The sequence below is a fragment of the Haloechinothrix sp. LS1_15 genome, assembly GCF_033042135.1.
GTDB lineage: Bacteria > Actinomycetota > Actinomycetes > Mycobacteriales > Pseudonocardiaceae > Haloechinothrix.
This window is the reverse complement of sequence record NZ_WBXM01000001.1, coordinates 476,439-502,714: the sequence shown is the minus strand read 5'-3', so window position 1 is coordinate 502,714 and position 26,276 is coordinate 476,439. Positions and strand designations below refer to the sequence as shown.

The window sequence follows — 26,276 nt, the reverse complement described above, 5'->3', positions numbered from 1 at the left end:
ATGGCAGGCGACCGCACACCGCATCAGGAGTACTCCGGTATCGATATCGACGGCTTGATCGACAACCTCGACACCAAGGTCGTGGTGTGCTGCGGCTCGGGCGGCGTCGGCAAGACAACCACCGCGGCGGCGCTGGCGATGCGGGCCGCCGAACGCGGCCGACAGACGGTCGTGCTGACGATCGATCCGGCGCGCAGGCTCGCCCAGTCCCTCGGTCTGCGGGAACTGCGGAACTACCCGAAGCAGATCACGGTCGAAGGGTTCGCCCCCAAGGGCGAACTGTGGGCGATGATGCTGGACATGCGCCGCACCTTCGACGACATGGTGCTCGCGCACGCGGGCAAGGAACGCGCCGAGCAGCTACTGGCCAACCCCTTCTACCAAACCATCTCCTCGTCGTTCTCCGGGACGCAGGAGTACATGGCGATGGAGAAGTTGGGGCAGCTGGTCCAGGCGGGGGATTGGGACCTGATCGTGGTGGACACCCCACCCAGTCGCTCCGCCCTCGACTTCCTGGATGCCCCGAGCAGGCTTTCCAGCGCGCTCGACGGGCGCATGATCAGGATGCTGACCGGACCGGCCAGAGCAGGCGGGTGGGGCATCCGCAAGGTCGTCTCCGCCGGGTTCTCGATGTTCTCGAAAGCCGTGTCCACGGTCGTGGGAGGTCAGCTGCTCGCCGATGCCTCAGCGTTCATGCAGGCCTTCGACACGATGTTCGGCGGGTTCCGCGAACGGGCGGAGAAGACCGCCGAGCTGCTGCGCTCGCCGGGCACCTCGTTCCTCGTCGTCGCCGCACCCGAGCCGGACGCGCTGCGGGAGGCGAGCTACTTCGTGGAGCGGCTCTCCGAGGAATCCATGCCGCTGACCGGGTTGATCGCCAACCGCACCCACCCGGTGCTCGCTGAACTCAGCGCGACCAAGGCGCTGGCCGCCGCTGACGCGCTGGCCGGTAACGACGAACGCGCAGGAGAGGCGATCACCGAGGCCGTGCTCCGCCTGCACGCCGACCGGGTGTCGCTCGCCGAGCGGGAGAAGCGGTTGCTGGCCCGCTTCACCCGGGCGCACCCGAACGTCGACGTCGCAGGCGTGCCCGCCCTGCCGACCGATGTACACGACATCGACGGCCTCCGTGCCATCGGCGACCGGCTCGCCGGGTTGGCATGACCGGCTCGGTCGCGTCCCTGGCCGGGTTCGGCGTGCCGCTCGGACGGTCACGACGCCACATGGTGCTCGCGTTTGGCCTCGTCGAGCAGGTCGTACCAGGACGTGACGTCCGGCCTGCGGCGCAGCAGCGACCGGCGTTCACGTTCGGTCATGCCTCCCCATACCCCGAAGTCGATCCGGTTGTCCAGTGCTTCGGCCAGGCACTCGGCGCGCACCGGGCACCCCATGCAGATCAGCTTCGCGCGATGCTGCTCGGCACCCCTGACGAAGAGACCGTCGGGGTCGCTGTCCCGGCACGACGCCCACATACGCCAATCGGCCCGAAGAGACCTCTCCGTACTCGTCTCGTTCATGCCCCCAGCTCCCTCAACTGGTATCTACCAGCGCATCACTTCAGGAGACGCGCCCCTCAGTCATGCTCTGGTCTCCTCATGCCTGACTCTATCCAACTCCCGTACCGGGCTTGCATGAGACCTTGACGCACGGTAGCGCCAAGTGGTTCCAGTCGGATTCCCTTTCAGCCCTAACCCGAAAGGCTGATATCCCAACTCACAGCGAAGCATCCGACCGATTGAGTACCCTCAGAGATGTGCGCGTACGGGATGGACTGCTGAAGCTCACCGGGCTGTGCCTACTTGCCGGCGTCCTGGTCGCCGGTTTGCTCTTCCCGGTGGTGGGCGGTCTCGGCGTCATGTCCAACCAGGCGAGCGCCACGGTGGACGACATGTCGGCCGAGCTGGCCACCGACCCGCCGCCGCTGGTGACCACCATCACCGACGCCGAGGACGAACCGATCGCCACGCTCTACGACCAGTACCGCATCCCGAAGGCCAGCGATCAGATCTCGGATGCGATGAAGTGGGCGCTGATCTCGGTGGAGGATCGCCGCTTCTACGAACATCACGGCGTCGACTGGCGGGGCACCATGCGTGCCGCGATCTCCAACCAGACCGGTGCCGACACCCAGGGCGCTTCCACACTGACGCAGCAGTACGTCAAGAACTACCTGATCAACGTGGTGCACGGGGGCGACGACCCCGAGGACAAGGTCGGGCGGCAGCGGGCGCAGGAGCAGACCATCGCGCGCAAGCTCCAAGAGGCGCGGATCGCGATCCAACTCGAGAATCGGATGGACAAGGAGCAGATCCTCACCGGCTACCTCAACGTCGTGGAGTTCACCCATGAGATCTACGGGGTCGGAGCCGCCGCGCGCGCCTACTTCGACACCGAGGCCGAAGACCTGACCGTGCCGCAGTCCGCGCTGCTCGCCGCGATGGTGATCAACCCGGTCATGCACGACCCATGGCAGTACCCTGAGCGGGCCAAGGAACGCCGCGACCTGGTGATCGACCTGATGGTGCAGAACCGCAAGCTGTCGGAGGAAGACGCCGAGGAAGCCAAGGCGGAGCCGCTCGGAGTCGTGCCGGGCGGGCCGGAGAAGCCGCCTGCCAACTGCATGGGGGCAGGTCCGGAGCACGGGTTCTTCTGCCAGTACGTGGAGGACTACCTGCTCGAATCCGGCGTCGACAAGGAAGCCCTCTACCAGGGCGGCTACACCATCAAGACCACCCTCGACCGCGATATCAACCGCATCGCCAAGGAATCGGCCGAGGAACAGGTCGACAAGACCGAGGACAATGTGGCCAACACGCTGTCGCTGGTTCGCCCCGGCACCGACAGCAGGGAAGTCGTGGCCCTTGCCGCCAACAGGGACTACGGGACCAATGCCGATGAGGGGCAGACCAGCTGGGCACTGCCATCGGCGGTGGCCAACGTCACCGGCGCCGGATCGACCTACAAGGTCTTCACCGCGGCCGCGGCGTTGCAGGAGGGGGTCGTTGGGGTCTACGACGACGTCGACGTGCCCAACACCTACGCCTCGGACGTGTTCATCAGCAGCCAGCCGCACTGTCCGGCGATCAACCAGTACGGCGACACCAAGTACTGCGTGCGCAACGCCGAGGGTGCGAATTTCCCCTCGCGGATGACGCTGCAGGACGCACTCGCGCGCTCACCGAACACCACGTTCGTCATGCTGGCCGAGCAGGCGGGCATGGACACCATCGTGGAGATGGCCAGCGACCTGGGAATGCGGCGCTCCATGGCGGTCAACGGCCTGGGAAGGGAGCCGGATCCGGACTCCGACGAGCGCGCGGTGCAGCTCAGCCAAAAGGAGCACTTCGGGCCGTCCGGCAACTCGCCGGGACTGGGCTCGTTCACCCTCGGCCCCGCCGCGCTGAGCGGGCTCGAACTGGCCAATGTCGGGGCCACCATCCTCAGCGACGGCGTGTGGTGCCCGCCGTCGCCGGTCCGCGAGGTCCTCGACCGGGACGGCAACACCGTCGAGTTCGAGGAGGAATCCTGCGAGCAGGTCATCGACGAAGGTGTCGCGCACGCCCTCGCCGATGGGATGAGCGTGGACCACCTCGAGGGCGCCACGGCCCACCGCGCCGCATCCGAGGTCGACTGGGGTGACCGCCCCATGATCGGCAAGACCGGCACCACCCAGAACAACAGCTCGGGCACGTTCCTCGGCGCCACCCCGCAGCTGTCCGGCGGCGCGATGGTGTTCCGCCCCGATCAACCCAACGGCGGGCTCTGCTACCACGGCGTCGGTAACGTGCGCGCTTGCGGCATCGACGAGGGGACCATGTTCGGTGGCCGCACGCCCGCACAGACCTGGTTCGGCGCGATGAGCGAGATCCTCGACGGCGAGGACCCCGAGCCCGTACCCGAAGCACCCGATGAGTACCGGCACGTGAACGGTGACTGAGCACGGCGGCACGTATCCTCAGGCTGTGAGCATCCCCGTTCGCCGAACCCCGAAAGCTCTGGGCCACGCCAGCGACAGCGGCGACGAACCCCGGAACACCAGGCGCGGGCGTCGGGCGCGCACCTGGGCGCTGGCGACCGCCGCCGCGGGTGTGGCTGGCGTGGCCTACGCCTCGGCGATCGAGCGAAGGCTGTGGGCGCTGCGCGGCGCCGAACTCGGCGTGCTTGCCGAAGGGGCCTCCCCGATCCGGATCCTGCACATCTCTGACCTGCACATGCTTCCTGGGCACCGGGCGAAGCAGCGCTGGGTGGCCGGGCTGCGTGACCTGGAGCCCGACCTGGTGGTCAACACCGGCGACAACCTCTCCCATCCCAAGGCCGTGCCCGGGGTGCTTCGGGCATTGGGACCGCTACTCGAGTTGCCGGGGATGTTCGTCTTCGGCAGCAACGATTACTACGCGCCCAAGCCCAAGAACCCTGCTCGCTACCTGATGCCCGAAGGGCGGAAGAAGCGGATCCACGGCCCGAAGCTGCCGTGGGAGGATCTGCGGGCGGCGTTCCTCGAACGCGGCTGGCTCGACCTCACCCACCGCAGGCACACCGTGGCGGTCGGCGGCTCGGTCATCGAAGCCGCCGGTGTGGATGATCCGCACCTCGGCTATGACCGGTACTCCACGATCGCCGACCGCGGTCACGAGCCGGCTGCCCCCGGCACCGCGCAGGCAGCGCGGTCGGCGCCTGCCCTGCGGCTGGGGCTGACCCACTCGCCGGAGCCACGCGTGCTGGACAGCTTCGCGCGTGACGGCTACGACCTGGTTCTCGCCGGGCACACCCACGGTGGCCAGCTGCGGGTACCCGGTATCGGTGCGCTGGTGACCAACTGCGAGCTCGACCGCTCCCGCGCGCGGGGCGCGTCCCGGTGGGGTGCCCACATGTGGCTGCACGTCTCGGCGGGGTTGGGGACGTCGCCGTTCGCGCCGGTGCGGTTCGCCTGCCGCCCGGAGGCCAGCCTGCTCACCCTCGTCCCGCGACCGGCGACGCAACGGCAGGATCGAGCCCGCTGCAGCGCCGGCAGCGATGTGGGCTAGACTGGCACGCGGTTCGCCACGCTAGCCGCGCTAGCCAGCAGAACCATCCCGGGGTGTAGCGCAGCTTGGGAGCGCGCCTCGTTCGGGTCGAGGAGGTCGTGGGTTCAAATCCCGCCACCCCGACAGCAGGGCGAGCCGAAGGGCCTGTCCGGTGCCGCTGCGGTACCGGAGGAGTCCTTCGGCTCGCCCTTTGGCACGATCAGGGGGTGACTCGCGACAACCACCCTGCACCCGAGATCCCGTCAGTCCTGTTCGCCGACCCCGAGGCCGAAGCCCGGTGGCGCGCTCGATTCACCGCGCCGCGAATGTCCCCTCCCAGCTGGGCGCTCGACGCGCCGGAGGCCAACATCTACGTCTCCAACGCCAGCGGGGTGTGGGAGGTCTACGCCTGGAACCGCACCACCGGCGAGCACCGCAAGGTCACCGACAGGCCCAACGGCACAGTGATCGCGACGCTGCCACCCGACGGCACGTCGATCTGGTGGTTCAACGACACCGACGGGGACGAGTTCGGGTCCTGGGTCTGCGAACCGTTCCATGCCACGGGCGAGAAGGCCAGCCGCGCGCTGGTCGAGGTCCCGGACGGCTACCCGGCTGGCCTCGAGCTGGGGCGTACGCTCGTCGCGGCGGGAGTGTCCACCGATGCAGGCAGCAGCCTGTACGCGCGCTTCGCTGACCGCACCGTCACGTTCTACACCAGCACCGACGACGCCGGTGTCAGCGCGCTCTCGCGGGACGAGCGGCTGCTGGCAATCTCGCACTCCGAGCACGGCGACTCGCGGCATCCCGCGCTGCGGGTGCTGGCCACCGACGGGTTCGGCACGGTCGCCGAGAAGTGGGACGGGCCGGGCAAGGGGCTGGCGGCGGCGGAGTTCTCCCCTGTCGCGGGCGATTCCCGGCTGCTGGTCTCGCACGAGCGGTACGGCAAGGACGAGCTGCTGATTTGGGAGCCCGAAAGCGACACCGAGCAGGAGCTCTCGCTGGACCTGCCGGGGGATGTGCTCGCAGGCTGGTACCCGGACGCCTCGGCGCTGCTGGTTCTTCACTTCCACGCGGGCCGCAGCTCGCTGTACCGCTACGACATCGCCAGTGGTGAGCTGACCGACTTGCAGATCCCGCCGGGTCGCATCGGCGGCGCCGGGGTGCGGCCGGACGGCACGGTGGAGTACTCCTGGTCCTCGGCGGAGACTCCGCCGGTGATCCGCGCCCGCGGCCCGGAGGGCACCGACCGCGTGCTGCTCACCCCGCCCGGCGAGCGTCCCCCGGGGTCCCAGCCGGTCAGCGACGCCTTCGTCGACGGCCCTGCGGGGCGGATCCACGCTCTTGCCGCACGCCCGGCGAACGCGCCGGAGGGCGCCCCGTTGCCCGTGGTGTTCCTGCTGCACGGTGGTCCGCACGCCGCCGACGAGGACCGGTTCTCCGCCTACCGCGCGACCTGGCTGGAGGCGGGTTTCGCGGTCGTCGAGGTGAACTACCGCGGCTCGACCGGCTACGGCTCCGCCTGGCGCGACGCCATCGAGGGACGACCGGGCCTGACGGAGCTGGAGGACGTCGCCGCGGTGCACGACTGGGCGGTGGATTCCGGGCTGGCCGATCCCCGGCGCTGCGTCGCCGCCGGGGCCTCGTGGGGTGGCTACCTGACCCTGCTGGCGCTGGGTACCCAGCCGCAGCGGTGGGCGGCCGGGGTCGCAAGCGTCCCGGTGGCCGACTACCCGGCGGCCTACGCCGACGAGATGGAACAGCTTCGGTCGTTCGACCGGGCCCTGTTCGGCGGTTCCCCTGAGGAGCTGCCTGAGGTGTACCGGCAGTGCTCACCGCACACCTACGTCGACGAGGTTCGCGCGCCGGTGCTGGTGCTGGCGGGCGACAACGACCCCCGCTGCCCGATCCGGCAGATCGAGAACTACCTGAACCGGCTGGCCGAGCGCGGCGTGCCGTACGCGTTCTACCGCTACGACGCGGGCCACGGCTCGCTGGTGGTGTCCGAGACGCTGGATCAGGTGGCGGTCGAGGTGCACTTCGCGATGCGCGCGGTCGGGCTGGCCTGAGCAGCCGAGCGGACCCCTGTGAACCATGACAGCTGTCACCGGTAGCCGGTGACACCGCGAACTACCGCATCCGTCGTCATCACGGCACCGTTGGTTGTGCCGCGAACAACACGGGGTCACCGACCCCGCCGCGTACACCGACGCTGCCACGCACTAGGGGGACGGATGCGACACGGATCAGCACCAGCGCGAACGTCACGTCGTCGGGTTCGGCGAGCCGAACGAGCACGACGCCATACACTTGTCCTCATAGGACTGATAGCCGCCCTGCTGTGGTCACATGTCTCGGTGGCTTCAGCCGAGGAAGCGAGCGCACCCACGGCCGCGGAGCTGGATTCGGTACAGGAGGCCCTTGACGGGATCGTAGCGGGTGGCGCGCCCGCCGCCCTCGCCATTGTCGACCACGGGAACGACAGCTGGCACGGTGTCAGCGGTGTCAGGGACGAGCGCTTCCACTTCGCCCCCCGTGTGGACGGACGTCTACGGGTAGCCAGCATCACCAAAACGTTCGTCGCCGTAGCCGTCCTCCAGTCGGTCGCCGACGACGCGTTCGGGCTCGATGACGACATCGCCGACTACCTTCCCGGGGTCCTGCCCTACGATGAGCGGATCACCGTCCGGCAGCTATTGCAGCACACCAGTGGGATACCGCGCGACATCGCGCACTGGGAATCACTGGAGGACGTCGATCGGCAACGCTTCGAGCGGTTCACCCCCGAGGAGCTCATCAAGCTCGGCACCGACGGTGAACCGTTGACGTTCCCACCCGGCGAGGGCTGGTCATATTCGAACCTCGGTTACGTCGTACTCGGAATGCTCCTCGAAGAAACGACAGGAACTGGTTTGCATGCGGTGCTACGGGAGCGGATCATCCGGCCGCTCCGCCTCCGTGACACCGCACTCGTCACCGACTTTCCGTTCCTGATACGCCCGGCTGCCCGGGGTTACGAGCAGCTGTACGACGAATCCGCTGCGCTGACCGACGTGACCACATACAAGTATTCGCGGGTGTGGGCCTCCGGAAACCTCGTGAGCTCACCGCGCGATCTCAACCGGTTCTTCCGGGCGCTGCTCGGCGGCGAGCTGCTCCCGGCCGACGAGCTGTCCGACATGAAGAACACCGTCGCCACGGATGGCGAGCTGGGCGGGTTCGAGTACGGGCTCGGCCTGATGGCATGGCGCGATCGGTGCGACGAGCAGACGTGGTGGGGGCACGGCGGGGATCTTCCCGGGTACCACACCTGGAGTCTGCACACAGCCGGTGCCCAGCGACAGGTCACCACCGGGATGACGCGTTCGTTGACAGCGTCAATGGAGTCCGCCGACAGCATGATCAACGGAGTGCTACCGGCGGCGCTCTGCCAGGACGCCGACGACGCCGACCCGCTCGACGCACGTCCCATGACTGAACTTTCCGTGCTCGGCAGCCAAACGATGCCCTGAGACCCGCTGGACCCGAGCCGTGAGCGAAACGGCCATAGGGCCGGAGCGACTCGCGACCAGTGACTACGACGAACTCCCACCGTGTCGGTGGGAGTTCGTCGTATGCCGAGCCAACACCGTCACGTCGCGCGTCTGAGGCGGCCGTCGCGGCATGCTTGAATACGGATCAAGTGGAGGTGAGCCATGACCGCAGCGCACCACGGCATCGGGCCGTGGACGGTGCGCGATCTGCTGGCGCTGCCCGAGGACGGCAACCGGCACGAGCTCATCGACGGGGCGCTGCTCATGAGCCCGCCACCTAGCCCCGAACACCAAGAACTCTCGTTCCATCTGCATACCTTGCTTCGATCAGCGGCGTGGTCCGCGGGCGCACCGGTACGTTTGTGGGAAGGTGTCGGCATCCGCCTTTCGGCCGATGGCGCGCTGGTTCCTGACCTGGTGGTCGCAGTGCGGAATCCGAGTCGAGCCACGTGGCCGCTCCTCGAACCGGACGATGTCCGTCTCCTGGTCGAGATCGTGTCGCCAGGTTCATCCACCCGGGACCGCACCGAGAAGCCGTACCTGTATGCCGAGGCGGGAATCCCGCACTTCTGGCGGATCGAAACCGCCGACTACCGCGGCCGCGACAAACCCCTCCCCGTCATCCTGCGCTACGAGCTCGTCGCGCTCGCCGAGTACCGCATCGTCGACACCATCGGCGCAGGCGAAACCCTCCGCGTCGACGAACCGATCCCGATCACCTTCGACCCAGCCGCGCTCACCACCGGCTAACCACGGTCGTCGACCCGCTTACCCGCACAGCCGCAGGTGAGCAGCCGGTGCAGTTCCCGCTCCACGTCCCGCAGGTCGCAGGCCGGATAGTTGAAGGCGATGCGCACGTCGTGATCGCCTTCCGTGGATTCCACACGCAACCGCAGGCCGAACCGGTCCAGCCCAAGCGGGCGGAGCCTGCCACGCGGCACGCGCGGTGGCACGTGCCGCGCCAGGCCGCGCAACACATCAGGATGCTCGGATTCGAGGTGAGCCAGCCACTCCGATTCCCAGCGGCTGAACGGGTCCGGCCGCGCCGTGAGGAAGGCGGGCAGCCGCACGGGTTGCGTTCCCTCCGCGTCGGCGAGGACCACGGAGGCCAGATGCACGCACAGCACGCCCGCGCCGTGACCGACGTCCAGCAGATCGGGATGGGGGTCGCGTTCGGCGATGCGGATGGCTCGCGCGTGCGCTTCTGACGCTTCGAGCCCGTGTACCCGACCCGTGATCCACAGCAGGCCACGTGCTGGCTCCCGCAACGGGACGGGCGCGAGGTCCACCAGTTCCACCATGGTGGTGCCGCGCCACCGGGCGTACTCGCTGATCACCTGCTGCCGCCGGTCCTCGTCGAGGACCACGCTGAGCGTGCCGTCCGAATGCAGGTGATGCACCGCGACCGGAACCGGTGCCGGTTCGCTGCCATCACCAGCGACCGGCGGCACCAGGGTGGCATGGCCACGGCGAACAGCGATGGATTTGGCTCGCACCTCGGCGTCCGGAACCCGGGGACGTCGCTTCACAGCGCACCACCTCCCTATCGACGACTTAGGTAAGGCTAACCTATATGTCACACCGGGAGGAAGGTTCTGATGCGAGCTCGTCCGGCAACACCATCCCGACGTCCGAACGATCACGGACCCGACCAGTGCTGCGCCGCCACACACAGCGGGCAACGACGCCAGGATGGATCATCGAAGTCGAACACCCGGTCACCGGAGACCCAGGCCATGCAGAGCGCGATTCCGATGCGCTCTCCACGATGGTCCAACACCCGAGGCACACCGTCGCAGGTCTCCAGCACGTGCAGTACATCAGGCTGGTAGAGACTGCGCGCCCAGTTCGGTTCGTAGCTGCTCAGCACGCGAGCCATGGGCGACCTTCCCACCGGTGGCCGGCCCGCGCGCCCTCGCGGCTGGGAGGGTACGGGGCGCGCGGGCCGACTGAATGACCAGCGGCGGCGGTTCGGTCGGGGCGACCACCACCGCTGGCCGATAGGACCGCACCCATCCGGACCAGGATCATCCGGTTGATGCGGCGAGCGCGGCGCTCCTCGGCGAGCTGCGACAGACCCCAGAACACCCAGGAAACGACGAGCAGACCGAGCGCGACACACGCCAGTACGGCGAGGGCGAGGTACAGCGCATCCAGCATCTCCAACCCCAGCTAGTTTGTGGATGTACAAAGTGTTGTTTCACGCTTGTGTGCACGGTAGCGAGCATAGAAGATGTACTTACAACTTGGCTATGCCGCCTCTCGGGTGATGGGTACCGGCGAAGGGATTGTGATGTCGCCCCAGACGATCTCCATGCAGCGCAGGCAGCTCGGCACCGAGCTGCGCCAGCTTCGCGAGGCCGCGAACCTGCTACAGGAGGACGCGGCGCGACAGCTGGGCAAGGCGAACAACAAGATCAGCAGGCTGGAGAACGGCAAGGTGACCGTGACCCGCCTGGAGCTGGACACGCTGCTGGAGCTGTACCGGGCGAGCGACGAGGAGGCCAGATGGTGCCGCGACGTGCTGGGCGGCACCACCGCCAAGCGCGGTAAGGCCGCCCAGGCCACCGTGCTCCGCGGCCCCACGTGGTTCCGCCCGTTCCGCGACTTCGAACGCGACGCCAGCGAGATCTTCCAAGTCAACGTCGAGTTGGTGCCAGGTGTTCTGCAGACGCCGGACTACATCAAGGGATTGTTCACCAGCCGAGGCCGCGACGCCGAGGGCGCGGCAGCCGACGAGACCCTACGCATCAGGGAGGCGCGCCGGACCGTGCTCACCAGGGACGAACCACCCAAGTTCCATTTCGTGCTCAGCGAATCCGCCCTGCGCCGACAGATCGGTGGGCCAGCAGTGATGGCTGCCCAGCTCGAGTACTTGGCTGAAGTTGCCCGGCTGGACAACGTAGAGATCCAGGTGGTCCCGTTCGACTCGCAGTCGTACGAGCATCTGACGTCCAACTTCACGATCTTCCGGTTCGACTCGGACAGCGCTCATGACATCGGCTACATCGAGTTGTACAACGACGCGATGTACCCGGATATGAACAAGAATCCGGAGCTGGTCCGCAGCCTCAATGACCTGTTCGGGCGTCTCCGTGCGGTAGCTCTCGGACCGGTGGAGTCCCGTAGCCTGGTGGTGGAGCTGGCCGAGGAGTTTGGCCGGCAGGCTGGGAGACCTACCGGAAGGGATGGGCGCGATGTCCACCGCCGAGATCGACTGGACGACGAGTAGGTTCGTGAAGTCCTCTTACAGCAGCAACAACGGCGGCGAGTGCGTCGAGGTGGGGCGTGCACATGACCGCGTTGGCGTGCGTGACTCCAAGCGCGGTCAGGCCGGCGAGGTGCTGACCTTCTCCACCATCACCTTCACCGCGTTCCTACGCGGCGTCGGCCGGTAAGCCGCTACTCCGCCTGCGATGTTCTCCTCAATCTGACGCGAACCGCTCCCGCGAGCCGTCTCGGTTACTTAGCATGATACGGCGGCTACAGTGGGTCAGCAACGACGGTGTCTCCTCGCGGGCGATCACGGATCCTCCGAGGCTGCGCTCAACACCACCCAGGGCACCGACTTCGCGTGCGAGCTTGTGAACGCCACCGGGCCAAGCTCATAGCCCGCCGCGGAACATCACCTACCCTTCTACTCCTCGGCGGGGCGTTTGTAGATCAGGTGGTAGGACAGGGCGACGACGAGGCTGCCGCCGATGATGTTGCCGGCGATGACGGCGCCGAGGTTCACCACCCCTCCCGTCAGCGAGATCGTCTCGGCGCCCTCGGCGAGGTGCGGCAGGAAAAGCTCCACCAAGAGGCCCCTCGGGATGAAATAAAGGATCGCCACCACGTGGTCCAGGTCCATCGCGCCGATGGCCGACAGCGGCAGGACGGTGCCGACGATCTTGTCGGTCACGGTGCGCCCGGCCAACGCCACCCACACCGCGAGACAGACGAACAGGTTCCCGAGGATGCCGAGCGCGAATGCTTCCAGCGCCGGCCGTGCCGATTTCTCCGCGGCGAGCTCGACCGCCCGCTCACCGACGGCCGCCTGATGTGCCTCGGGCAGGCCCGAGATGAGGAACAGCGCTGACAGCACCAGCGCACCCAACGCGTTCGCGCACAGCACGATTCCCCAGTTACCGAGCACGTTTCGCGTGGTGAGCTTCCGGGCCACCCACGCCATGATGAGCAGGTTGTTGCTGGTGAACACCTCCGCGCCGACAAGGATCGCGATGATGTACCCGGTCGCGAGGACCACGCCGCCGGCGAGGTAGTTCCACACCGAGTCATCGATGGTGGCGAAGGTGAAGAACAGCCCGCCCAGCGCGACGAATCCACCGGCGAGCGCGCCCAGCGTGAACGACTGCGACCATCGGCTCCGCGTCTTGGCGATGCCGAAGTGCTCGACGCGCTCAGCGACGCGTTTCGGCGAGAAATCGTCCAGATTGGTGGTATGAGCCAGTTCCGATGCTTGGTACCGCTGGTTATCGTCCTGGCCCGGTCCTTCCCGATCTGTCATGCCCGTTCTCGGCGCGCTCCCCGTCCGGTCACCAGCCGGTACACCAGCAGCACGACGAGGGCGCCACCGACCGCGAGCAGCCAGGTGCGCAGCTCGAAGAAGGTGCCAAGGTCGGTATCGAAAATCGCCCGACCGAGGAACCCACCCACCAGCGCGCCCACGATGCCCAGCAGCATGGTCAGCAGGAACCCGCCCGGCTCGCGACCCGGCATGATCGCCTTTGCAATCGCCCCGGCCAGCAGGCCGAGCACGATCCATCCGAGGATGCCCACCATGTTCTCCCTCCGTCGAGAACGGAAGTACCCGCTCGCCCGGCACATTACTCCTGGATCGCCGCTGTGATGCTCACCTGTGCCGTGATCTGCCACGACTCACCCGTACGAGCACCGCGCACAGTGGGTCGTTTCGGGTCACCCCTGCGCGGGTACACATATAGCGACATCATCATCCGTTCGTCCGAACAGCGATCAGCGCGGCCGCAGCCCGGGCCGTCGAGGGATGCGAGCAGTGCGAGCAGGGAGGTGCACGTCCATGAAGGCAGCCATCGTATCCGAGTTCGGCCAGCCGCTCACGCTCGAAGATCGGCAGGCAGGCGAGCCCGATTCCGGCCAGGTATTGGTCCGGACCGAAGCATCGGGCCTGTGCCACACCGACCTGCACGCGGCCGCCGGGGACTGGCCGGTGAAGCCCAGCCCACCGTTCATCCCCGGACATGAGGTGATCGGCACCGTGGAACGAGCCGGGGCGGACGTCACCCGGGTCAGCGAAGGTGACCGGGTCGCCATTCCCTGGCTCGGCTGGGCGTGCGGCGAGTGCGAGTACTGCACCAGCGGCCGGGAGAACCTGTGCGAGAGCCAGGTCAATACCGGCTACGGAGTCGACGGTGGCTGGGCCCAGTACGCGCTGGGCAACGCCAGCTACATTGGCGTCGTGCCGGAGGGCATCGATCCCTTCGACGCGGCTCCGCTGACCTGCGCCGGTGTGACCACCCACAAGGCGGTCAAGATGTCCGGCGCGCAGCCGTCGGACCTGGTGGCCGTCTTCGGCGTCGGCGGGCTCGGCCACCTGGCGGTCCAGTACGCGCGGATCGCCGGGGCACAGGTGGTCGCCGTGGACCTGACGGACGACAAGCTGCGAATGGCCAAGGAGCTCGGCGCCAGTTACGTGGTCAACGCCCGCGAGCAGGACCCGGCCGAGGAGATCCAGCAGCTCGGCGGCGCCGATGCTTGCATCGGACTGGCAGGTAGCCCGAAGGCCTTCGAGCAGGCCTACCACTCGCTCCGGCGCGGCGGCACGCTCGTACTCGTCGGGCTGCCTGCGGAGAACGAGCTGCGCATCCCGATCTTCGAGACCGTGCTCAGCGGCATCAGCATCGTCGGTTCGATCGTGGGCACGCGGGTGGACCTGAAGGAGGTGTTCGAGCTGCATGCCGCCGGAAGGACTCGGGTGCAGCACGAAACCCGCTCCCTCGATGACGTCAACGAGGCCATGCGTGAGCTGGAGGAAGGTGAGGTCACCGCGCGGCTGGTGTTCGATCCGGCGCGCTGAGCCCTCATGACGGTGCGGCCACCCTGCGCAGTGTGACGACAACCAGCACAGCGACCACAGCGCAGCTGAAGGCTGCGATCCACAGCGCGCTCGTCAGCGCATGGGAGAACGCCTCTCGCGCCGCCACAAGCACCTGCTCGGCGATTGGACCGGGCAGCCGTTCGGCGGCATCCACTGCGCCGGCGATGGTGCGTTCCGCCGTCTCGGCGACCCCGTCCGGCACCTGCTCCGGGAGCACCCGGCCCATGGTGACCCGGTACACCAACGCGCCGAGGCTGCCGACCAGCGCCATGCCCAGCGCCGCGCCGAGCTCCCCGCTCACCTCCTGCATCGCCGCGGCCGAACCGGCTCGCTCCACCGGCGCCGTTGAGATGATCAAGTCACTGCCCAGTGTCATCGCGACGCCCTGCCCTAGGCCCGCGAGCGCGAACCAGGCCACGACCTCAGGCAGCCCGGCCGCCACACCGATCGTCGCCGCAGCGGCCGCACCGACGACACAGGCGAGCATGCCCAGCGCCATCGCGTAGGCGTGGCGGACCCACCGGACGAGCAGCGGCGCCAGCAGCGCACCGACGAGGCTGGCCAGCACGTACGGCAACGTCCACAGACCCGCCTGCAACGGTGTCAGCTCCAGCACCCACTGCAGGTACTGGGTGAGCAACAAGAACGCCCCAGCCAGCGAGAAGCCGGAGAGCAGCACCGCCCCCAGCGAGGCGCTGAAGCGGCGATGAGCGAACAACGTCAGGTCGAGCAGCGGGTCGGCCAGCCGTCGCTGGCGGCGCACGAACACCACCCCCAGCGCTACCGCCGCCACCAGCACCAGCAGGTGCCTCGCGGCGAAACCGTGCTCGACGGCCTCCTGCAGCGCGTAGATGACACCGAGCATCGCACCGAGCGAAAGCCCCACACTGGGCAGGTCGAGTCGCTGCGCGTCGGGGTCCCGGTATTCCGGCAGCAGCCACGGCCCCACCGCCAGCAATAGCGCCAGCGCGGGCAGGTTGATCAGGAACACCGAGCCCCACCAGAAGAACTCCAGCAGCACGCCCCCGAGCAACGGGCCAAGCGCGGCGCCTGCCATGAACGCCGCCATCTGCACCGAGATCGCGAACCGGCGCTGGCCCGCGTCGTGGAACATGCTGCGCAGCAGCGCGAAAGCCGACGGCATCAGGGTGGCGCCCGCGACACCGAGCAGTGCCCTGGCCGCGATGAGCATCGCGGGATGGACCGAGTACGCCGCGACCACCACGAGCGCGGCGAACGCCGCTGCTCCGGTCAGTAACAGCCGCCGCCTGCCGATCCGGTCGCCGAGCCTGCCCATGGTGATCAGGAATCCTGCGATCGTGAAGCCGTAGATGTGCAGGATCCACAGCATCGCCGAGGCGCCCGGCTGCAAGTCCGCGGTGATGGACGGCATGGCGAGCAGCAACACCGTCAGGTCCGTGGCCAGCACCAGCACGGGCAGCGACAGAACCGCCAGCCCCGTCCACTCGCGCCAGGTCGCGCGGTGTGCCACTGACGTGTGGGCCGCGCTCGTACGCTCCGTCATCGAGATTCGAACCTCCGGTAACGTGGGGTCATCACTGTCCAGGCGCGAGATCTCGCCTCGCATCGCGAGATCCGGCGCCGCGGCGCATCGACACGCATGGGGAGGCGATCGGGCCGTGACGACAATCCCGCTCGTCGGCCGCGACCAGCCCCGCACTGTTCTGGGGGCGGAGATCGACCGCACATGCACCAGTCACGGCGGCATGGTGCTGGTCGCGGGTGAACCGGGTATCGGCAAGACCGCACTGGTCACAGAGATGGCCGAGGAGGCCAGCGCGCGCGGCGTGATCCTGCTCAGCGGCGCCGCATGGGACCGGGAAAGCGCGCCCGGCTACTGGCCGTGGGTGCAGGTGGTCCGGAACCTCCGGCGCGCGGTCCCGGCCGGGCAGTGGCAGGAGATCGCCACCGCGGCTGGGGACGGGTTGTCCTACCTGCTGGGTGAGGCGGAGGAACCAGCCGAGCGGGCCGAAGCCGGGGAGCACGCCTTCCGTATCCAGGACGCGGTCACCACCGCGCTGGTCACCGCCTCGCAGCGCAGGCCGGTCCTGGTGGTGCTCGACGACCTGCACTGGGCGGACACGGCCTCGATCAGGCTGCTCGAGTTCGTCGCCCGCCACACCTGGTTCGAGAAGCTGCTGCTGATCGGCACATACCGGGATGTGGAGACCGACTCCACGGCGCACCCGCTGCACGAGGCGATCGGTGCGCTGCTGATGAAAGCGACCCTGATCACATTGACCGGGCTCGATGCGGGCGAGGTCGGCCGCCTCATGGCGCGCACGTCGGCGGCGCCGCCGCCGGGCGACGTGGTGGCGCAGGTACATCGCAGGACGGGAGGGAACCCGTTCTTCGTGGAGCAGGCGGTGCGGCTCTGGCAGGCAGGCAACTCGCTGGAGTCCATCACACCGGGAATCCGGGAAGCGCTGCGCGCGCGGCTGTCGCACCTGCCGGTGGAGGTCGCGCGGGTACTGGGCGGGGCGGCGCTGCTCGGTAGGGAGTTCGACCGGCGCGTCCTCGCGGCCGCGGCCGGGCTCGGCATGCCCGAACTCGACGAGCTGCTCGAGCAAGCCGTCTCCGCCCGGCTGGTCAGCTCGGGTGACGGCGGCCGGTTGTCGTTCGTCCACGATCTCGTCCGCGAGGCTCTGCAATCCGGTGTGGACGGTGCCGAGAAGCGCCGGTGGCATGCCGCGGTCGTGCACGGCATCGAGCACGTCGCCGCGCGGCCGGGCGAGGAGCAGTACGCCACGCTCGCGCACCACGCCTACCTCGCCGTGCCGGAGATCCCGCCTGAGGTGGCGCGGGATCACCTGCTGGCCGCCGCGGAGCATGCGTGCGGAAGGCTGGCGGCAGACGAGGTCGCCGTGCACTACCGTCGCGCTGTCGAGCTCGTTCCCGACAGCGAACCGGAACTCTACGCGCAGCTCGCGCTGGAGCTGGGCACGGCTTTGCGGTGCGCGGGCGAGCTCACCGAGGCGCGCACGACGTTCGAGGACGTGGTGCGGCGCGCCCGCCTGCTCGACGCGCCGAGGCCCTTCGCCATGGCCGCGCTCGGGGTGCACGATCTGGGGCTGCCCGATCCGGATGCCGACGGGCACCGGGAGATCGAGCTGCTCGACGAGGCACGGGAACGGCTCGCAGGCGCGGGCGTCCCCGACGACGACCCCCTCGCGGTGCGGACGCTGGCGGCGGCAAGCAGGGTCCGGGTCCACGCCGCGCGACGCAACGACCACGCACGGCAGCTGGCGTCCCGCGCGGTCGAGCTTGCACGCGCGGCAGGCGACGACGAGGCGCTGGGCTTCAGCCTGCTCGCCAGGCACGACACGATCTGGGAACCGGGAACGGCTGACGAGCGCGTCGCACTCGCCGACGAGATGGCAGCCGTCGGGCGCCGCTGCGACGACGTCGAGCTGGAGCTGCACGGGTCACTGCTGCGTCTGGTCGGGCTCCTGGAAAAGGGGGATCCCCGCGCGCCAGGCGAGCACGCCGCCTTCGCCGCACTCGCCGAACGGTCCCGCATTCCCCGGTTCCGCTTCGTCGCGCTCTCCCGGAAAGGCACGATCGCCACGTTGCTCGGCCGGTTCGACGAGGCCAAGAACGCCATCGACAGCGCGTTCGCGCTCGGCGAGGAGCTGCAAGAGGTGGATCGCTTCCGGTTGTGGCTGGAGCAGCGGTGGGCGCTGGCGTTGACGCAGGGCGATACCGACGAAGCCGACCGCCTGGTTGGCCGCTACCGCGATACCGGCCATGATTTCAACCTGCTGCCCGCCGTCATCACCGGCGCGCAGCGCGGGGACGCCGAGCCCGCGCGACACCGGGTGGACGAGCTGTCGAACCTGCACGAGGACTACCCCGGCATGTTCCTGCCGATCGCGCTTCTCGCGCAGATCCAGGCCACGATCGTCACGGGCGAATCGCGGCTGCGTGAGCAGGTGCGCACGGCCCTGACTCCGCTGCGCGAGCTCTGGGTGGTCGTGGCGGGAGGGGGTGCGGTGTACGGCCCGTACGCGTTCTGGCTCGCCAGGCTCGACGCGGCCGAGCAGCGCTGGGACGACGCCGTGGCCGGGTTCGACGCCGCCAGGCAGGCGGCCGACGCACTCGGCGCGCGGCCGTGGTCGGTCGAGGCCCGACGACATCTGGCGATGGTCCTGCTTGAGCGCGACGGACCAGGGGACCCCGCCACGGCGGCGGACCTCATCACAGGCGTCACCGAGGAGGCAACCGAGCTCGGGATGCACACCACGGCCGAGGCGGCTCGCAAGCTCACCGCCGGACGTGCTGGCACGGATCCCCACGGGCAGGAAATCCCGGCTGCGCCGCCGCCCGTCGCGGACGACCGCAACGAGTTCCGCCGGGAAGGGCGGGTGTGGAACCTGCGTTTCGCGGGCAGGACCGCCCACCTGCCGGATGCCAAAGGGCTAGGTGACCTGCATGCCCTGCTGGCCAGTCCCGGTGTCGAGGTCCCGGCGACGGAGCTGGTCAACCCCGATGGCGGCGAGGCGATGCGTGCCGAGCGCAGCCTCGGTGCGGACGTGGTGCTCGACGAGCGGGCCAAAGCTGAGTACCGGCGCCGGTTGACCGAGCTCGGTGAAGCCATCGACCAGGCGATCGCGCGCCACGACGACGCGCGTGCCGCCGCTCTCGACGAGGAACGGGAAGCCCTGCTCACCGAGTTGCGCACCGCCACGGGCCTGGCGGGCCGCTCCCGCCGCCTCGGCGACGGAACCGAACGTGCCCGCAAGACCGTCACCGCCAGGATCCGCGACACGCTCCGCCGCCTCGACCAGCACCACCCCGAGCTCGCCGAGCACCTGCGCGCGACGGTATCCACCGGAATCACCTGCCGGTACCAGCCCAGCCGCGAGATCTCCTGGTCGCTGTAGCGGCCCCTGGATCTCGCGACGCGAGATTCGATCTCGCGCCTTCCCGGTGAAACGTCACGACCGGGAGGTACCGATGCCTATTCACATCGATCACATCATCGTTCCCGCACGAGACAAGGTCGAGTCCATGAACTGGATCTCGCACCTCCTCGGCGTCGAGCCCGGACCCGTTGTCGAGCCGTTCGCGGTCGTCGAGCTGGGCGAGGCGAACCTCGACTACATGACCGTGCCGGAGGCGAATCTGCGCTACCACCACGTGGCGCTGCGGGTCGACGAGGACCACTTCGAGGACATTCTCGCCAGGGTCATCGACGCCGGGATTGATCACTTCGGCCACCCGCAGGACCCGCAGGACCCCGCGAAGGGCGAAATCTACTACAGCAACGGTGGCCGCGGGTTCTACTTCTGGGACCCCAACGGGCACGCCATGGAGATCAAGACCTCGCGCGACAGTTTCGATCCCGAGGTTCAAGCGAACGACTACACCGCCCCCTACGTCCCGGCAGTCCCGGCAGGGCATCGGTAGCGCCACAGCACCGGACACCGGCAACGCGCACGCACACCGGCCCTTCGGGCCCCAACAAGCGATGGAGGACAACATGTCCACACCCACCGAGACCAGCACCGCGACCCGCCCGCTGCGCATCGGCGTGATCATCGGCAGCACGCGGCACGGCCGGGCGGGCAAGCCGATCGCCGACTGGTTCACCGGCCAAGCGGCGGCCCACCCGGATATCGACATCGACCTGATCGACCTCGCCGAGGTCGAGCTGCCGGTGGTGATACCCGACTTCGATGTGGCGGAGATTCCCGATGAGGTCACCGCGCTCGGGCGGAGGCTCGCGGCGGCGGACGGCTTCGTGGTGATCACACCCGAGTACAACCACGCCTACCCGGCCGCGCTGAAGAACGCCATCGACTGGTTCCACGAGGAATGGAACGCCAAGCCGGTCGCCTTCATCTCCTACGGCGGTATGGGTCAGGGCATCCGCGCTGTGGAGCAGCTGCGGCAGGTGTTCGCCGAGCTGCACGCCACCACTACCCGCGACGGGGTCAGCATCAACCTCGACCACACCGATGAGCGCGGCTGGCCGAGTTCCCCAGGGGTGGACGGCGCGGCCAAGCTCATGCTGGATCAGCTGGTGTGGTGGTCACGTGCGTTGCGCGCCGCCCGCGCGACGCATCCTTATGTGGTCTGACCGCGGCCGGTAGCACAGTCCGCGGGCACCTGACTCGCGGCGACCAGGATGCCGCCGAGCAGGTGCCCGCGGAACCACTCCTTGCGATACAGGTACTTCTCGTGCCCGAGCGCGGTGTAGAAGGCGGGACCGCCGAGATTGGTGTGGCACCAGCTCATCGGATGGTCGCCCATGTAACCGCTCTCGCCTGGCAGGAAATCCTCGTTGAACTCGCCGTCGGCGTCGAAGGGAAGGTGGCTGGTATTGGGGAAGGGCAGGTAGGTGCGCTCATCGATGGTCAGCAGCACCCGCACGTCGGGACGCGGGTTGTGCCGGAAAGAGTAGAACTCGTCGAACACGGTGAACCGCTCGGGCAGGTGCCCGGTGGCCGGGTGATCGGGCACCTCGTTGTCGAACCGGGCGAACTGCTGCACCGGATGGGTGTGGAAGTAAGCACCGACCAGCCGCTCGTAGAAGGGCCACTCGTACTCGGTGTCCGAAGCGGAGTGCACGCCGACGTAGCCACCACCGGCACGGATGTAACTCTCCAACGCGCCGCGCTGCCCTTCGGTGTCGAGCACGGTTCCGGTGGTGTTGAGGAAGATGACGGCCGCGTAGTCGCGCAGCTGTCGCTGGCTGAACACCTCGGGATCCTCGGTGGCATCCACCCCGAAGCCGTGCTCGGCTCCCAGCTCCTCGATCGCGGCGATTCCGTCCGGAATGGACGCGTGCCGGAAGCCGGTGGTCCGGGAGAAGACCAGCACCCGGAACCGCGCGCCGCGCCCGCGCACCGCGCCCGCCGCCGTACCGCCGGAGACCGCCAGCAGCGGCAGTGCGAGCGCGAACGCGCCGCAGCCGCGGAGTACGGCACGCCTGCCGCGCTGTACGGAATCACTGTCTCGCATGTCAGCTCCTCTCCTGCGGACCCGCTCACCTGCCGCCAGCGATACCCCGCGCCACCCGCAGCGCGTTGGCCATGATGGTCGGGGTGGGGTTGAAGCCGGGGAACGTGGGGAAAGTCGATGCGTCGGCGATGTACAGGTTGGCCAGCTCGTGAACCCGGCAGGCCGGGTCGCACACCGAGGTGTCCGGATCGGTACCCATGCGGGCGGTGCCCGCCAGGTGAGCGCTGTAGACCGCGCCGTCGGAGACCACCGGGTACGGCACGAACGCCGAGGCGATCGCACCGGGAGCTGCCTGGTGGAAAGCCTGCATCCTGGGGCCGAGCAGCAGCGCCGCGGCCTGCTCATGACGGTGCGGGCTGTAGGTGATCCGTGCGGCAGGCTGCCCGAGGAAGTCCGTGACCTCGGGGTCGAGGTCGACACGGTTGTCTGCTTGCGGAAGGTCCTCGTGCCACAGCGCCGATCCGCCGATGCGGGTATAGGTCAGCGCCGCCTTCATCAGCTCCTTGTGTGGCTGCCCGTACCCGACGAGACCGGCGTACAGCTCCGCGCTGTCCAGGATGGGCGCCCCACCACCGACCTGCACCATCGCGCCCTTGACGTAGGGCACGCCGAGCGCGCGCACCTCCAACCCGGTGAACGGGCCAACCAGGTCGTCCAGCTGCAACCCGTTCGTCTGCGAGCGCAGCGGGTGCACGTCGTGGTCGAACACCGCCACCGCCAGCGTCAGGTTGTGGAACATCATGTTCCTGCCGAGCTGGTCGGAACGGTTACCGAGCCCGCCCGCGTGCGCGTCGTTCGCCGACAGCAGCAGCAACCGCGCGGTATTGATCGGGCTTCCGGCGAGCACGATCACATCACCGGAGGTGGCACGTTCGCGACCCGATACGTCGAGGTACCGGACCCGGGTGGCACGGTGCCCCTTGCGAGTGGTGTCGATGCGATGCACCCACGCGCGATCGATCACCCGCACGCGCCCCGACCGCACCGCCGGGTTCAACCACGACACCAGCGCATCCCCCCGCGCGTTGATCGGGCAACCGAACCCGGAACACAACCCGCACGAGTTGCACGCCGGCCTGCCGTCGAAGCCCGTCGAGTTGACTGCCGCTGGCTGCGGGTAAGCGGTATAGCCCACCCGCTCGGCCCCCTGCTCGAGCAGCGAGGACACGTACGGCACCGGGTTCGGCGGCATCACGAAATCCGCGCTGCGCGGCGACTGCTCACGGGTGCGTTCCGGCATAGCGGCCCAGTCACCCTGCACCCCGAGGCGCCGCTCCACCTCGTCGTAGTACGGCGCCAGTTCGTCGTAGCCGATCGGCCAATCCGCCACCTGCGCCCCGGCCACCGGGCCCAGGTCGGACAGCTGGGTGAAGTCCTGCCGCCAGAAGCGGGGGCTCTTCGCGTTGTAGTGCAACGTGGTGCCACCGACGGCCGCACCCAGCTGGCCAAGCTGGCCCTGCGCAGAACGCGGGGTCCCCTCCCGAGCCTCGGCCTGAGTGCGAGTGGTGTAGGGCTCCAGCAACCCGTCGGGGAAGCCCATGTCGCGTGTCAGGCACTTGATCTCGTCGCTCCCGTACCGGGTACCCAGCTCAGCGCTGGGGCGGTCACCGAATCCCGGCCGCAGGTGTCGGCCCCGCTCCAGCACCGTCACCGACCATCCCTGCCTGGCCAGCTCCCAGGCCACCACGCTGCCTGCGGCACCGGAACCCACCACCACCGCGTCACCGGCCACCGGTCACCCCTCCCGCTGCGCCCGCGACCTCCCGGGTCGCCGTCACCGCCGCGCTCACCACCGCCCCGATCTCGCCGCGTAGCGCGCTCAACCTGCCGTCGCTGCGCGCGAGCGCACCGCGCACGGTCTCCGGATGCGCCAGCGCCAGCGCGGTGACCAGCTGCTCGCGCGGCACCACATCCGGCAACGGCGGTGCCGGACCGCCGTCGGCGTCGCGCCGCTCGACCTCCTCCCTCGTCCACCCGCGCGGCTGCACATCGCCCTGGTACCCGGTGTAGTCCCAACCCACCAGGTCACGGTTGCCGCCGTATTCCGGCGCGCCGTAGGTGAACTCCATGGTGTGTCCCACTGCGTGCTCCATCAGCTCGGTCACAGCCGGGTTCCGCGAGGTCCGCAACACCAGGTCCCGTTTCAGACCCGACAGCTCCGCGAACCGCCGCCCGGGCACCTGCTCGTCGAGCGCGGCCAGCCCTTGCCGGTAGATGGTCTGCAAGCCGGTCACCGGCCCGTTGCGCTCCAGCTCCGGCCTGCCGCGCGAACCCTCGATCCGCAGCCGCCACGCCATCTCCTCGTAGGCATCCAGCGGCAGGAACTCCGCGAAGTGATTCACCGGGCTACCCGCCCGGTCCGAGAACGGCGCCCCCGCGAAGATCCGCGGCGGGTCCGTCAGGAAAGCCCCGAGCAACCCGTCGATCGCCTCGGCACATCCCGCCCACTCCGCACCGCGCGCATGGTGATCCGCAGGCACGATGCGATCCACCACCGCCCGCAACGTCCGCAGCTCGTCCTCGGTCAGAAAGAGCGGCCCTGCGTCCGGATCGCCAGCCACCGCGATCGGCTGCCCGGCACTACCGATCGGGAGGAACACCGCGAGCGCGGCCACCCCTCCACCGCGCAACGCCACCCGCCTGGTCAGGCTGCCGTCATCACCGAGCATCCACACCTCCGTGTGCCGCGCCGCCGGATGCCCGGAGTCGCGCCGCGCACCCGGAGAAGGGTTCCGGGAAGTGTAAGCGGACTCACCTAGAAATGTGAATAGCTCTCAGAAACCAGCCGGGTAGCCGCGCGGGCTCACCGGCTCGTGGCGAACGACACCACCTGCTCGCCGATGGTGCGCAGCGTCGCCTCCACCTTGGGCTCGCTGGCACCGCCCGACTCGTCGAACTTGGTCTCGACCGAGTTGACCGCACCGCCCAGCGGCGTCGGCCAGCCGCGCAACGCGTGCACCGTGGTACGCAGCTGGTCGAGCGTGGTCACCGCGGCCTGCCACCCGAAGGCCACCGCGACGGTTCCCACGGCACGGTCATCCAGGTAGGGGCGATCCTCGCCGCCCAGATCCTCCAGGTAATCCAACGCGTTCTTGACCAGGCCGGACATGCCCCCGTGGTAGCCGGGTGAGGCGATCACCAGGCCGTCAGCAGCGCGGACCGCATCGACCAGCTGCTCGGCCTGCCGGGTGCGGTCGGGGATCGCGATGTCGTAGAACGGCAACACGAGCGCGTCACCGGTGATCACGCTCGTACGTGCGCCCGCATCCGCGGCCCCGGCGAGCGCGATACGCAGCGCGCGCTCCGACTGCGAGCCGGGCCGTAACGACCCGCCGATACCCACCACATTGATCGCCATCGCAAGTCATTCTCCCAGCAGCGGTCACACCACCGTCGACCACCGTACGGTGCGCCGGATCGTGTCGCCGGTCCACGTCCCGGTACACCCCGCCTGGCCGCCGGGCGAGCCACCGGGACCATCATGAGATACTGCGCGTATCTGGAAGCCCCTGAGGAGGTCCCATGCCGAGCCTGACCGAGCGTGTACCGCCCCATGTCCAGGCAGCGACGCTGAAGGCCGTGTTCTCGCTGCCCCGCCCGGCACGCCGCCGCATCGCGGGCAAGCCCGTCCGGGTCGACAGCCAGGAGCTCGCGTTGGATGCCCAGTTGCTGCTGCGCCTGCAGCAGGCTTCGGGAACCTCGCTGGTGGGCAGCAGTGACCTCGCCGAGGCGAGGCGCATCCTCGACACTTCAGCCTGGATGACGGCTGGCCAGCCGATCCAGCCGGTGCTCACCAGGGAGCTGGATATCCCCACAAGGGACGGCGCCATCCGCGGGCGCCTCTACAGTCCCGGCGGGGTGATGGCGCCCGCGCCCCTGCTGATCTTCTACCACGGCGGCGGCTACGTGCTCGGCAGCCTGGACAGTCACGACAACCCCGCCCGGCTGCTGGCCAAGCACGCCGGTGTGCGCGTACTTTCCGTGGACTACCGCCTCGCCCCCGAGCACCCGTTCCCGGCCGCGGTCCACGACGCGATCGACGCGTTCGACTACGCCCGCGAGCACGCCGAGGAGTTGGAGATCGACCCGACCCGCATCGCCGTCGGCGGCGACAGCGCGGGCGGAAACCTCAGTGCCGTGGTGGCCCACCAGACCACCCGCCGTGGCGGCCCGTCGCCCGCGTTTCAGGTGCTGATCTACCCCGTCACCGACGTCACCCGGCAGTCACCGTCGCGGGAGCTGTTCACGGAAGGTTTCTTCCTCACCCGCGCGGACATCGACTGGTTCGAGCGGAATTACATACCCGAGGGGACCGACCTCGCAGACGACCGGCTGTCGGTGCTACGGGCGCAGGACCTGTCCGGCTTACCACCGGCCTTCATCACCACCGCGGGCTTCGACCCGCTACGCGACGAGGGGGAAGCCTACGCCTCGGCGCTGGCCAAGGCGGGGGTGCCGGTCGCGTTGAGCAGGCAGACCGACCTCATCCACGGCTTCATCAACACCATCGGGCTGGGTGGGCGCTTCCTGGAAGCCACCACCGAGATCGCCGGGGCGCTGCGCACCGGCCTCATGCTGGCGGACAAGCGCTGACGAGCCGCCATCCGGTCGGCGGCACGTCCCAACCGGAAAACGACGAACCGGAATCCGGCGGAGCTCATCCGCCGGATTCCG

24 protein-coding genes and 1 tRNA gene are annotated in these 26,276 nt (G+C 68.8%); 14 read left to right on the top strand and 11 right to left on the bottom strand.

All coding sequences use genetic code 11. The features are described from left to right. On the top strand, positions 1 to 1,164 hold the full coding sequence (locus F8178_RS02400; RefSeq protein WP_317492922.1) for an ArsA family ATPase: 1,164 nt from the start codon (positions 1 to 3) through the stop codon (positions 1,162 to 1,164). Positions 1,165 to 1,211: 47 nt separating this feature from the next. Here the strand turns inward: F8178_RS02400 and F8178_RS02395 are convergent, their stop codons facing one another. After that, positions 1,212 to 1,517, bottom strand: a complete 306-nt coding sequence (locus F8178_RS02395; RefSeq protein WP_317492921.1) for a WhiB family transcriptional regulator — start codon at positions 1,515 to 1,517, stop codon at positions 1,212 to 1,214. A 236-nt stretch (positions 1,518 to 1,753) separates the two neighbouring features. Here F8178_RS02395 and F8178_RS02390 point away from each other — a divergent pair, with 236 nt between their 5' ends. The 6 genes from F8178_RS02390 to F8178_RS02365 all read left to right on the top strand — a co-directional run bounded on the left by F8178_RS02390 (position 1,754) and on the right by F8178_RS02365 (position 9,286). Then, positions 1,754 to 3,937: a transglycosylase domain-containing protein gene (locus tag F8178_RS02390; RefSeq protein WP_317492920.1), complete on the top strand. Its 2,184-nt coding sequence runs from the start codon at positions 1,754 to 1,756 to the stop codon at positions 3,935 to 3,937. A 130-nt stretch (positions 3,938 to 4,067) separates the two neighbouring features. Next, positions 4,068 to 5,024 carry a metallophosphoesterase gene (locus F8178_RS02385; RefSeq protein WP_317493060.1) on the top strand — a complete coding sequence of 319 codons (957 nt, stop codon included), beginning with the start codon at positions 4,068 to 4,070 and terminating at the stop codon, positions 5,022 to 5,024. 49 nt (positions 5,025 to 5,073) lie between these two features. Beyond that, positions 5,074 to 5,147, top strand: a tRNA-Pro gene (locus F8178_RS02380). Positions 5,148 to 5,230: 83 nt separating this feature from the next. Continuing rightward, positions 5,231 to 7,072 (top strand): prolyl oligopeptidase family serine peptidase, encoded by a 1,842-nt coding sequence (locus F8178_RS02375; protein ID WP_317492919.1) that lies wholly within the window; start codon positions 5,231 to 5,233, stop codon positions 7,070 to 7,072. Between the two features lie 288 nt (positions 7,073 to 7,360). Then, positions 7,361 to 8,515: a serine hydrolase domain-containing protein gene (locus tag F8178_RS02370; RefSeq protein WP_317492918.1), complete on the top strand. Its 1,155-nt coding sequence runs from the start codon at positions 7,361 to 7,363 to the stop codon at positions 8,513 to 8,515. Positions 8,516 to 8,698: 183 nt separating this feature from the next. Beyond that, positions 8,699 to 9,286, top strand: coding sequence for a Uma2 family endonuclease (locus tag F8178_RS02365; protein WP_317492917.1), 588 nt, complete (start codon positions 8,699 to 8,701; stop codon positions 9,284 to 9,286). Here the strand turns inward: F8178_RS02365 and F8178_RS02360 are convergent. From F8178_RS02360 to F8178_RS02350, 3 genes are all read right to left on the bottom strand, one after another. Beyond that, on the bottom strand, positions 9,283 to 10,065 hold the full coding sequence (locus F8178_RS02360) for a DUF2470 domain-containing protein (protein ID WP_317492916.1): 783 nt from the start codon (positions 10,063 to 10,065) through the stop codon (positions 9,283 to 9,285). The two genes, F8178_RS02365 and F8178_RS02360, sit on opposite strands and share 4 nt — an antisense overlap. A 110-nt stretch (positions 10,066 to 10,175) precedes the next feature. Then, entirely contained in the window at positions 10,176 to 10,415 is a 240-nt protein-coding gene (locus F8178_RS02355) for a hypothetical protein (RefSeq protein WP_317492915.1), read from the bottom strand. Next, entirely contained in the window at positions 10,400 to 10,702 is a 303-nt protein-coding gene (locus F8178_RS02350; RefSeq protein WP_317492914.1) for a hypothetical protein, read from the bottom strand. Before F8178_RS02350 ends, F8178_RS02355 begins: the two co-directional genes overlap by 16 nt. 127 nt (positions 10,703 to 10,829) lie before the next feature. Between F8178_RS02350 and F8178_RS02345 the strand changes: the two genes are divergently transcribed. Together F8178_RS02345 and F8178_RS02340 are read left to right on the top strand one after the other, a co-directional pair. Then, complete coding sequence (locus F8178_RS02345) at positions 10,830 to 11,768, top strand: helix-turn-helix transcriptional regulator (protein WP_317492913.1); 939 nt, start codon at positions 10,830 to 10,832, stop codon at positions 11,766 to 11,768. Next, entirely contained in the window at positions 11,734 to 11,934 is a 201-nt protein-coding gene (locus F8178_RS02340; protein WP_317492912.1) for a DUF397 domain-containing protein, read from the top strand. The genes F8178_RS02345 and F8178_RS02340 overlap by 35 nt, the downstream gene beginning before the upstream one ends. 239 nt (positions 11,935 to 12,173) lie before the next feature. Here F8178_RS02340 and F8178_RS02335 read toward each other — a convergent pair whose 3' ends face one another. Further along, on the bottom strand, positions 12,174 to 13,046 hold the full coding sequence (locus F8178_RS02335) for a formate/nitrite transporter family protein (protein WP_317492911.1): 873 nt from the start codon (positions 13,044 to 13,046) through the stop codon (positions 12,174 to 12,176). Next, entirely contained in the window at positions 13,043 to 13,318 is a 276-nt protein-coding gene (locus F8178_RS02330) for a GlsB/YeaQ/YmgE family stress response membrane protein (RefSeq protein WP_317493059.1), read from the bottom strand. Before F8178_RS02330 ends, F8178_RS02335 begins: the two co-directional genes overlap by 4 nt. A 259-nt stretch (positions 13,319 to 13,577) precedes the next feature. Here F8178_RS02330 and F8178_RS02325 point away from each other — a divergent pair, with 259 nt between their 5' ends. After that, complete coding sequence (locus F8178_RS02325; RefSeq protein ID WP_317492910.1) at positions 13,578 to 14,594, top strand: zinc-dependent alcohol dehydrogenase; 1,017 nt, start codon at positions 13,578 to 13,580, stop codon at positions 14,592 to 14,594. A 4-nt stretch (positions 14,595 to 14,598) separates the two neighbouring features. Here the strand turns inward: F8178_RS02325 and F8178_RS02320 are convergent, their stop codons facing one another. Next, a complete protein-coding gene (locus F8178_RS02320) occupies positions 14,599 to 16,140 on the bottom strand; it encodes an MFS transporter (protein ID WP_317492909.1) in 1,542 nt (513 codons plus the stop codon). A 115-nt stretch (positions 16,141 to 16,255) separates the two neighbouring features. On the opposite strand from F8178_RS02320, the gene F8178_RS02315 reads away from it, so the two are divergent. From F8178_RS02315 to F8178_RS02305, 3 genes are all read left to right on the top strand, one after another. Beyond that, entirely contained in the window at positions 16,256 to 19,519 is a 3,264-nt protein-coding gene (locus tag F8178_RS02315; protein WP_317492908.1) for an AAA family ATPase, read from the top strand. Between the two features lie 73 nt (positions 19,520 to 19,592). Continuing rightward, positions 19,593 to 20,045 carry a VOC family protein gene (locus tag F8178_RS02310; RefSeq protein ID WP_317492907.1) on the top strand — a complete coding sequence of 151 codons (453 nt, stop codon included), beginning with the start codon at positions 19,593 to 19,595 and terminating at the stop codon, positions 20,043 to 20,045. Positions 20,046 to 20,118: 73 nt separating this feature from the next. Beyond that, entirely contained in the window at positions 20,119 to 20,718 is a 600-nt protein-coding gene (locus F8178_RS02305; protein WP_317492906.1) for an NAD(P)H-dependent oxidoreductase, read from the top strand. On the opposite strand, the gene F8178_RS02300 is transcribed toward F8178_RS02305, so the two are convergent. The 4 genes from F8178_RS02300 to F8178_RS02285 all read right to left on the bottom strand — a co-directional run bounded on the left by F8178_RS02300 (position 20,706) and on the right by F8178_RS02285 (position 24,960). Beyond that, positions 20,706 to 21,602: a ThuA domain-containing protein gene (locus F8178_RS02300; protein WP_317492905.1), complete on the bottom strand. Its 897-nt coding sequence runs from the start codon at positions 21,600 to 21,602 to the stop codon at positions 20,706 to 20,708. The genes F8178_RS02305 and F8178_RS02300 overlap by 13 nt on opposite strands. 25 nt (positions 21,603 to 21,627) lie before the next feature. Further along, positions 21,628 to 23,334, bottom strand: coding sequence for a GMC family oxidoreductase (locus F8178_RS02295; RefSeq protein WP_317492904.1), 1,707 nt, complete (start codon positions 23,332 to 23,334; stop codon positions 21,628 to 21,630). Next, positions 23,324 to 24,271, bottom strand: a complete 948-nt coding sequence (locus F8178_RS02290; protein WP_317492903.1) for a gluconate 2-dehydrogenase subunit 3 family protein — start codon at positions 24,269 to 24,271, stop codon at positions 23,324 to 23,326. The genes F8178_RS02295 and F8178_RS02290 overlap by 11 nt, the downstream gene beginning before the upstream one ends. Before the next feature lie 134 nt (positions 24,272 to 24,405). Further along, the gene (locus F8178_RS02285) at positions 24,406 to 24,960 is read right to left on the bottom strand and encodes an NADPH-dependent FMN reductase (protein ID WP_317492902.1); all 555 of its coding nucleotides are present in this window, start codon (positions 24,958 to 24,960) and stop codon (positions 24,406 to 24,408) included. Positions 24,961 to 25,124: 164 nt separating this feature from the next. On the opposite strand from F8178_RS02285, the gene F8178_RS02280 reads away from it, so the two are divergent. Next, the gene (locus F8178_RS02280; RefSeq protein ID WP_317492901.1) at positions 25,125 to 26,195 is read left to right on the top strand and encodes an alpha/beta hydrolase; all 1,071 of its coding nucleotides are present in this window, start codon (positions 25,125 to 25,127) and stop codon (positions 26,193 to 26,195) included. Positions 26,196 to 26,276: the final 81 nt, after the last annotated feature.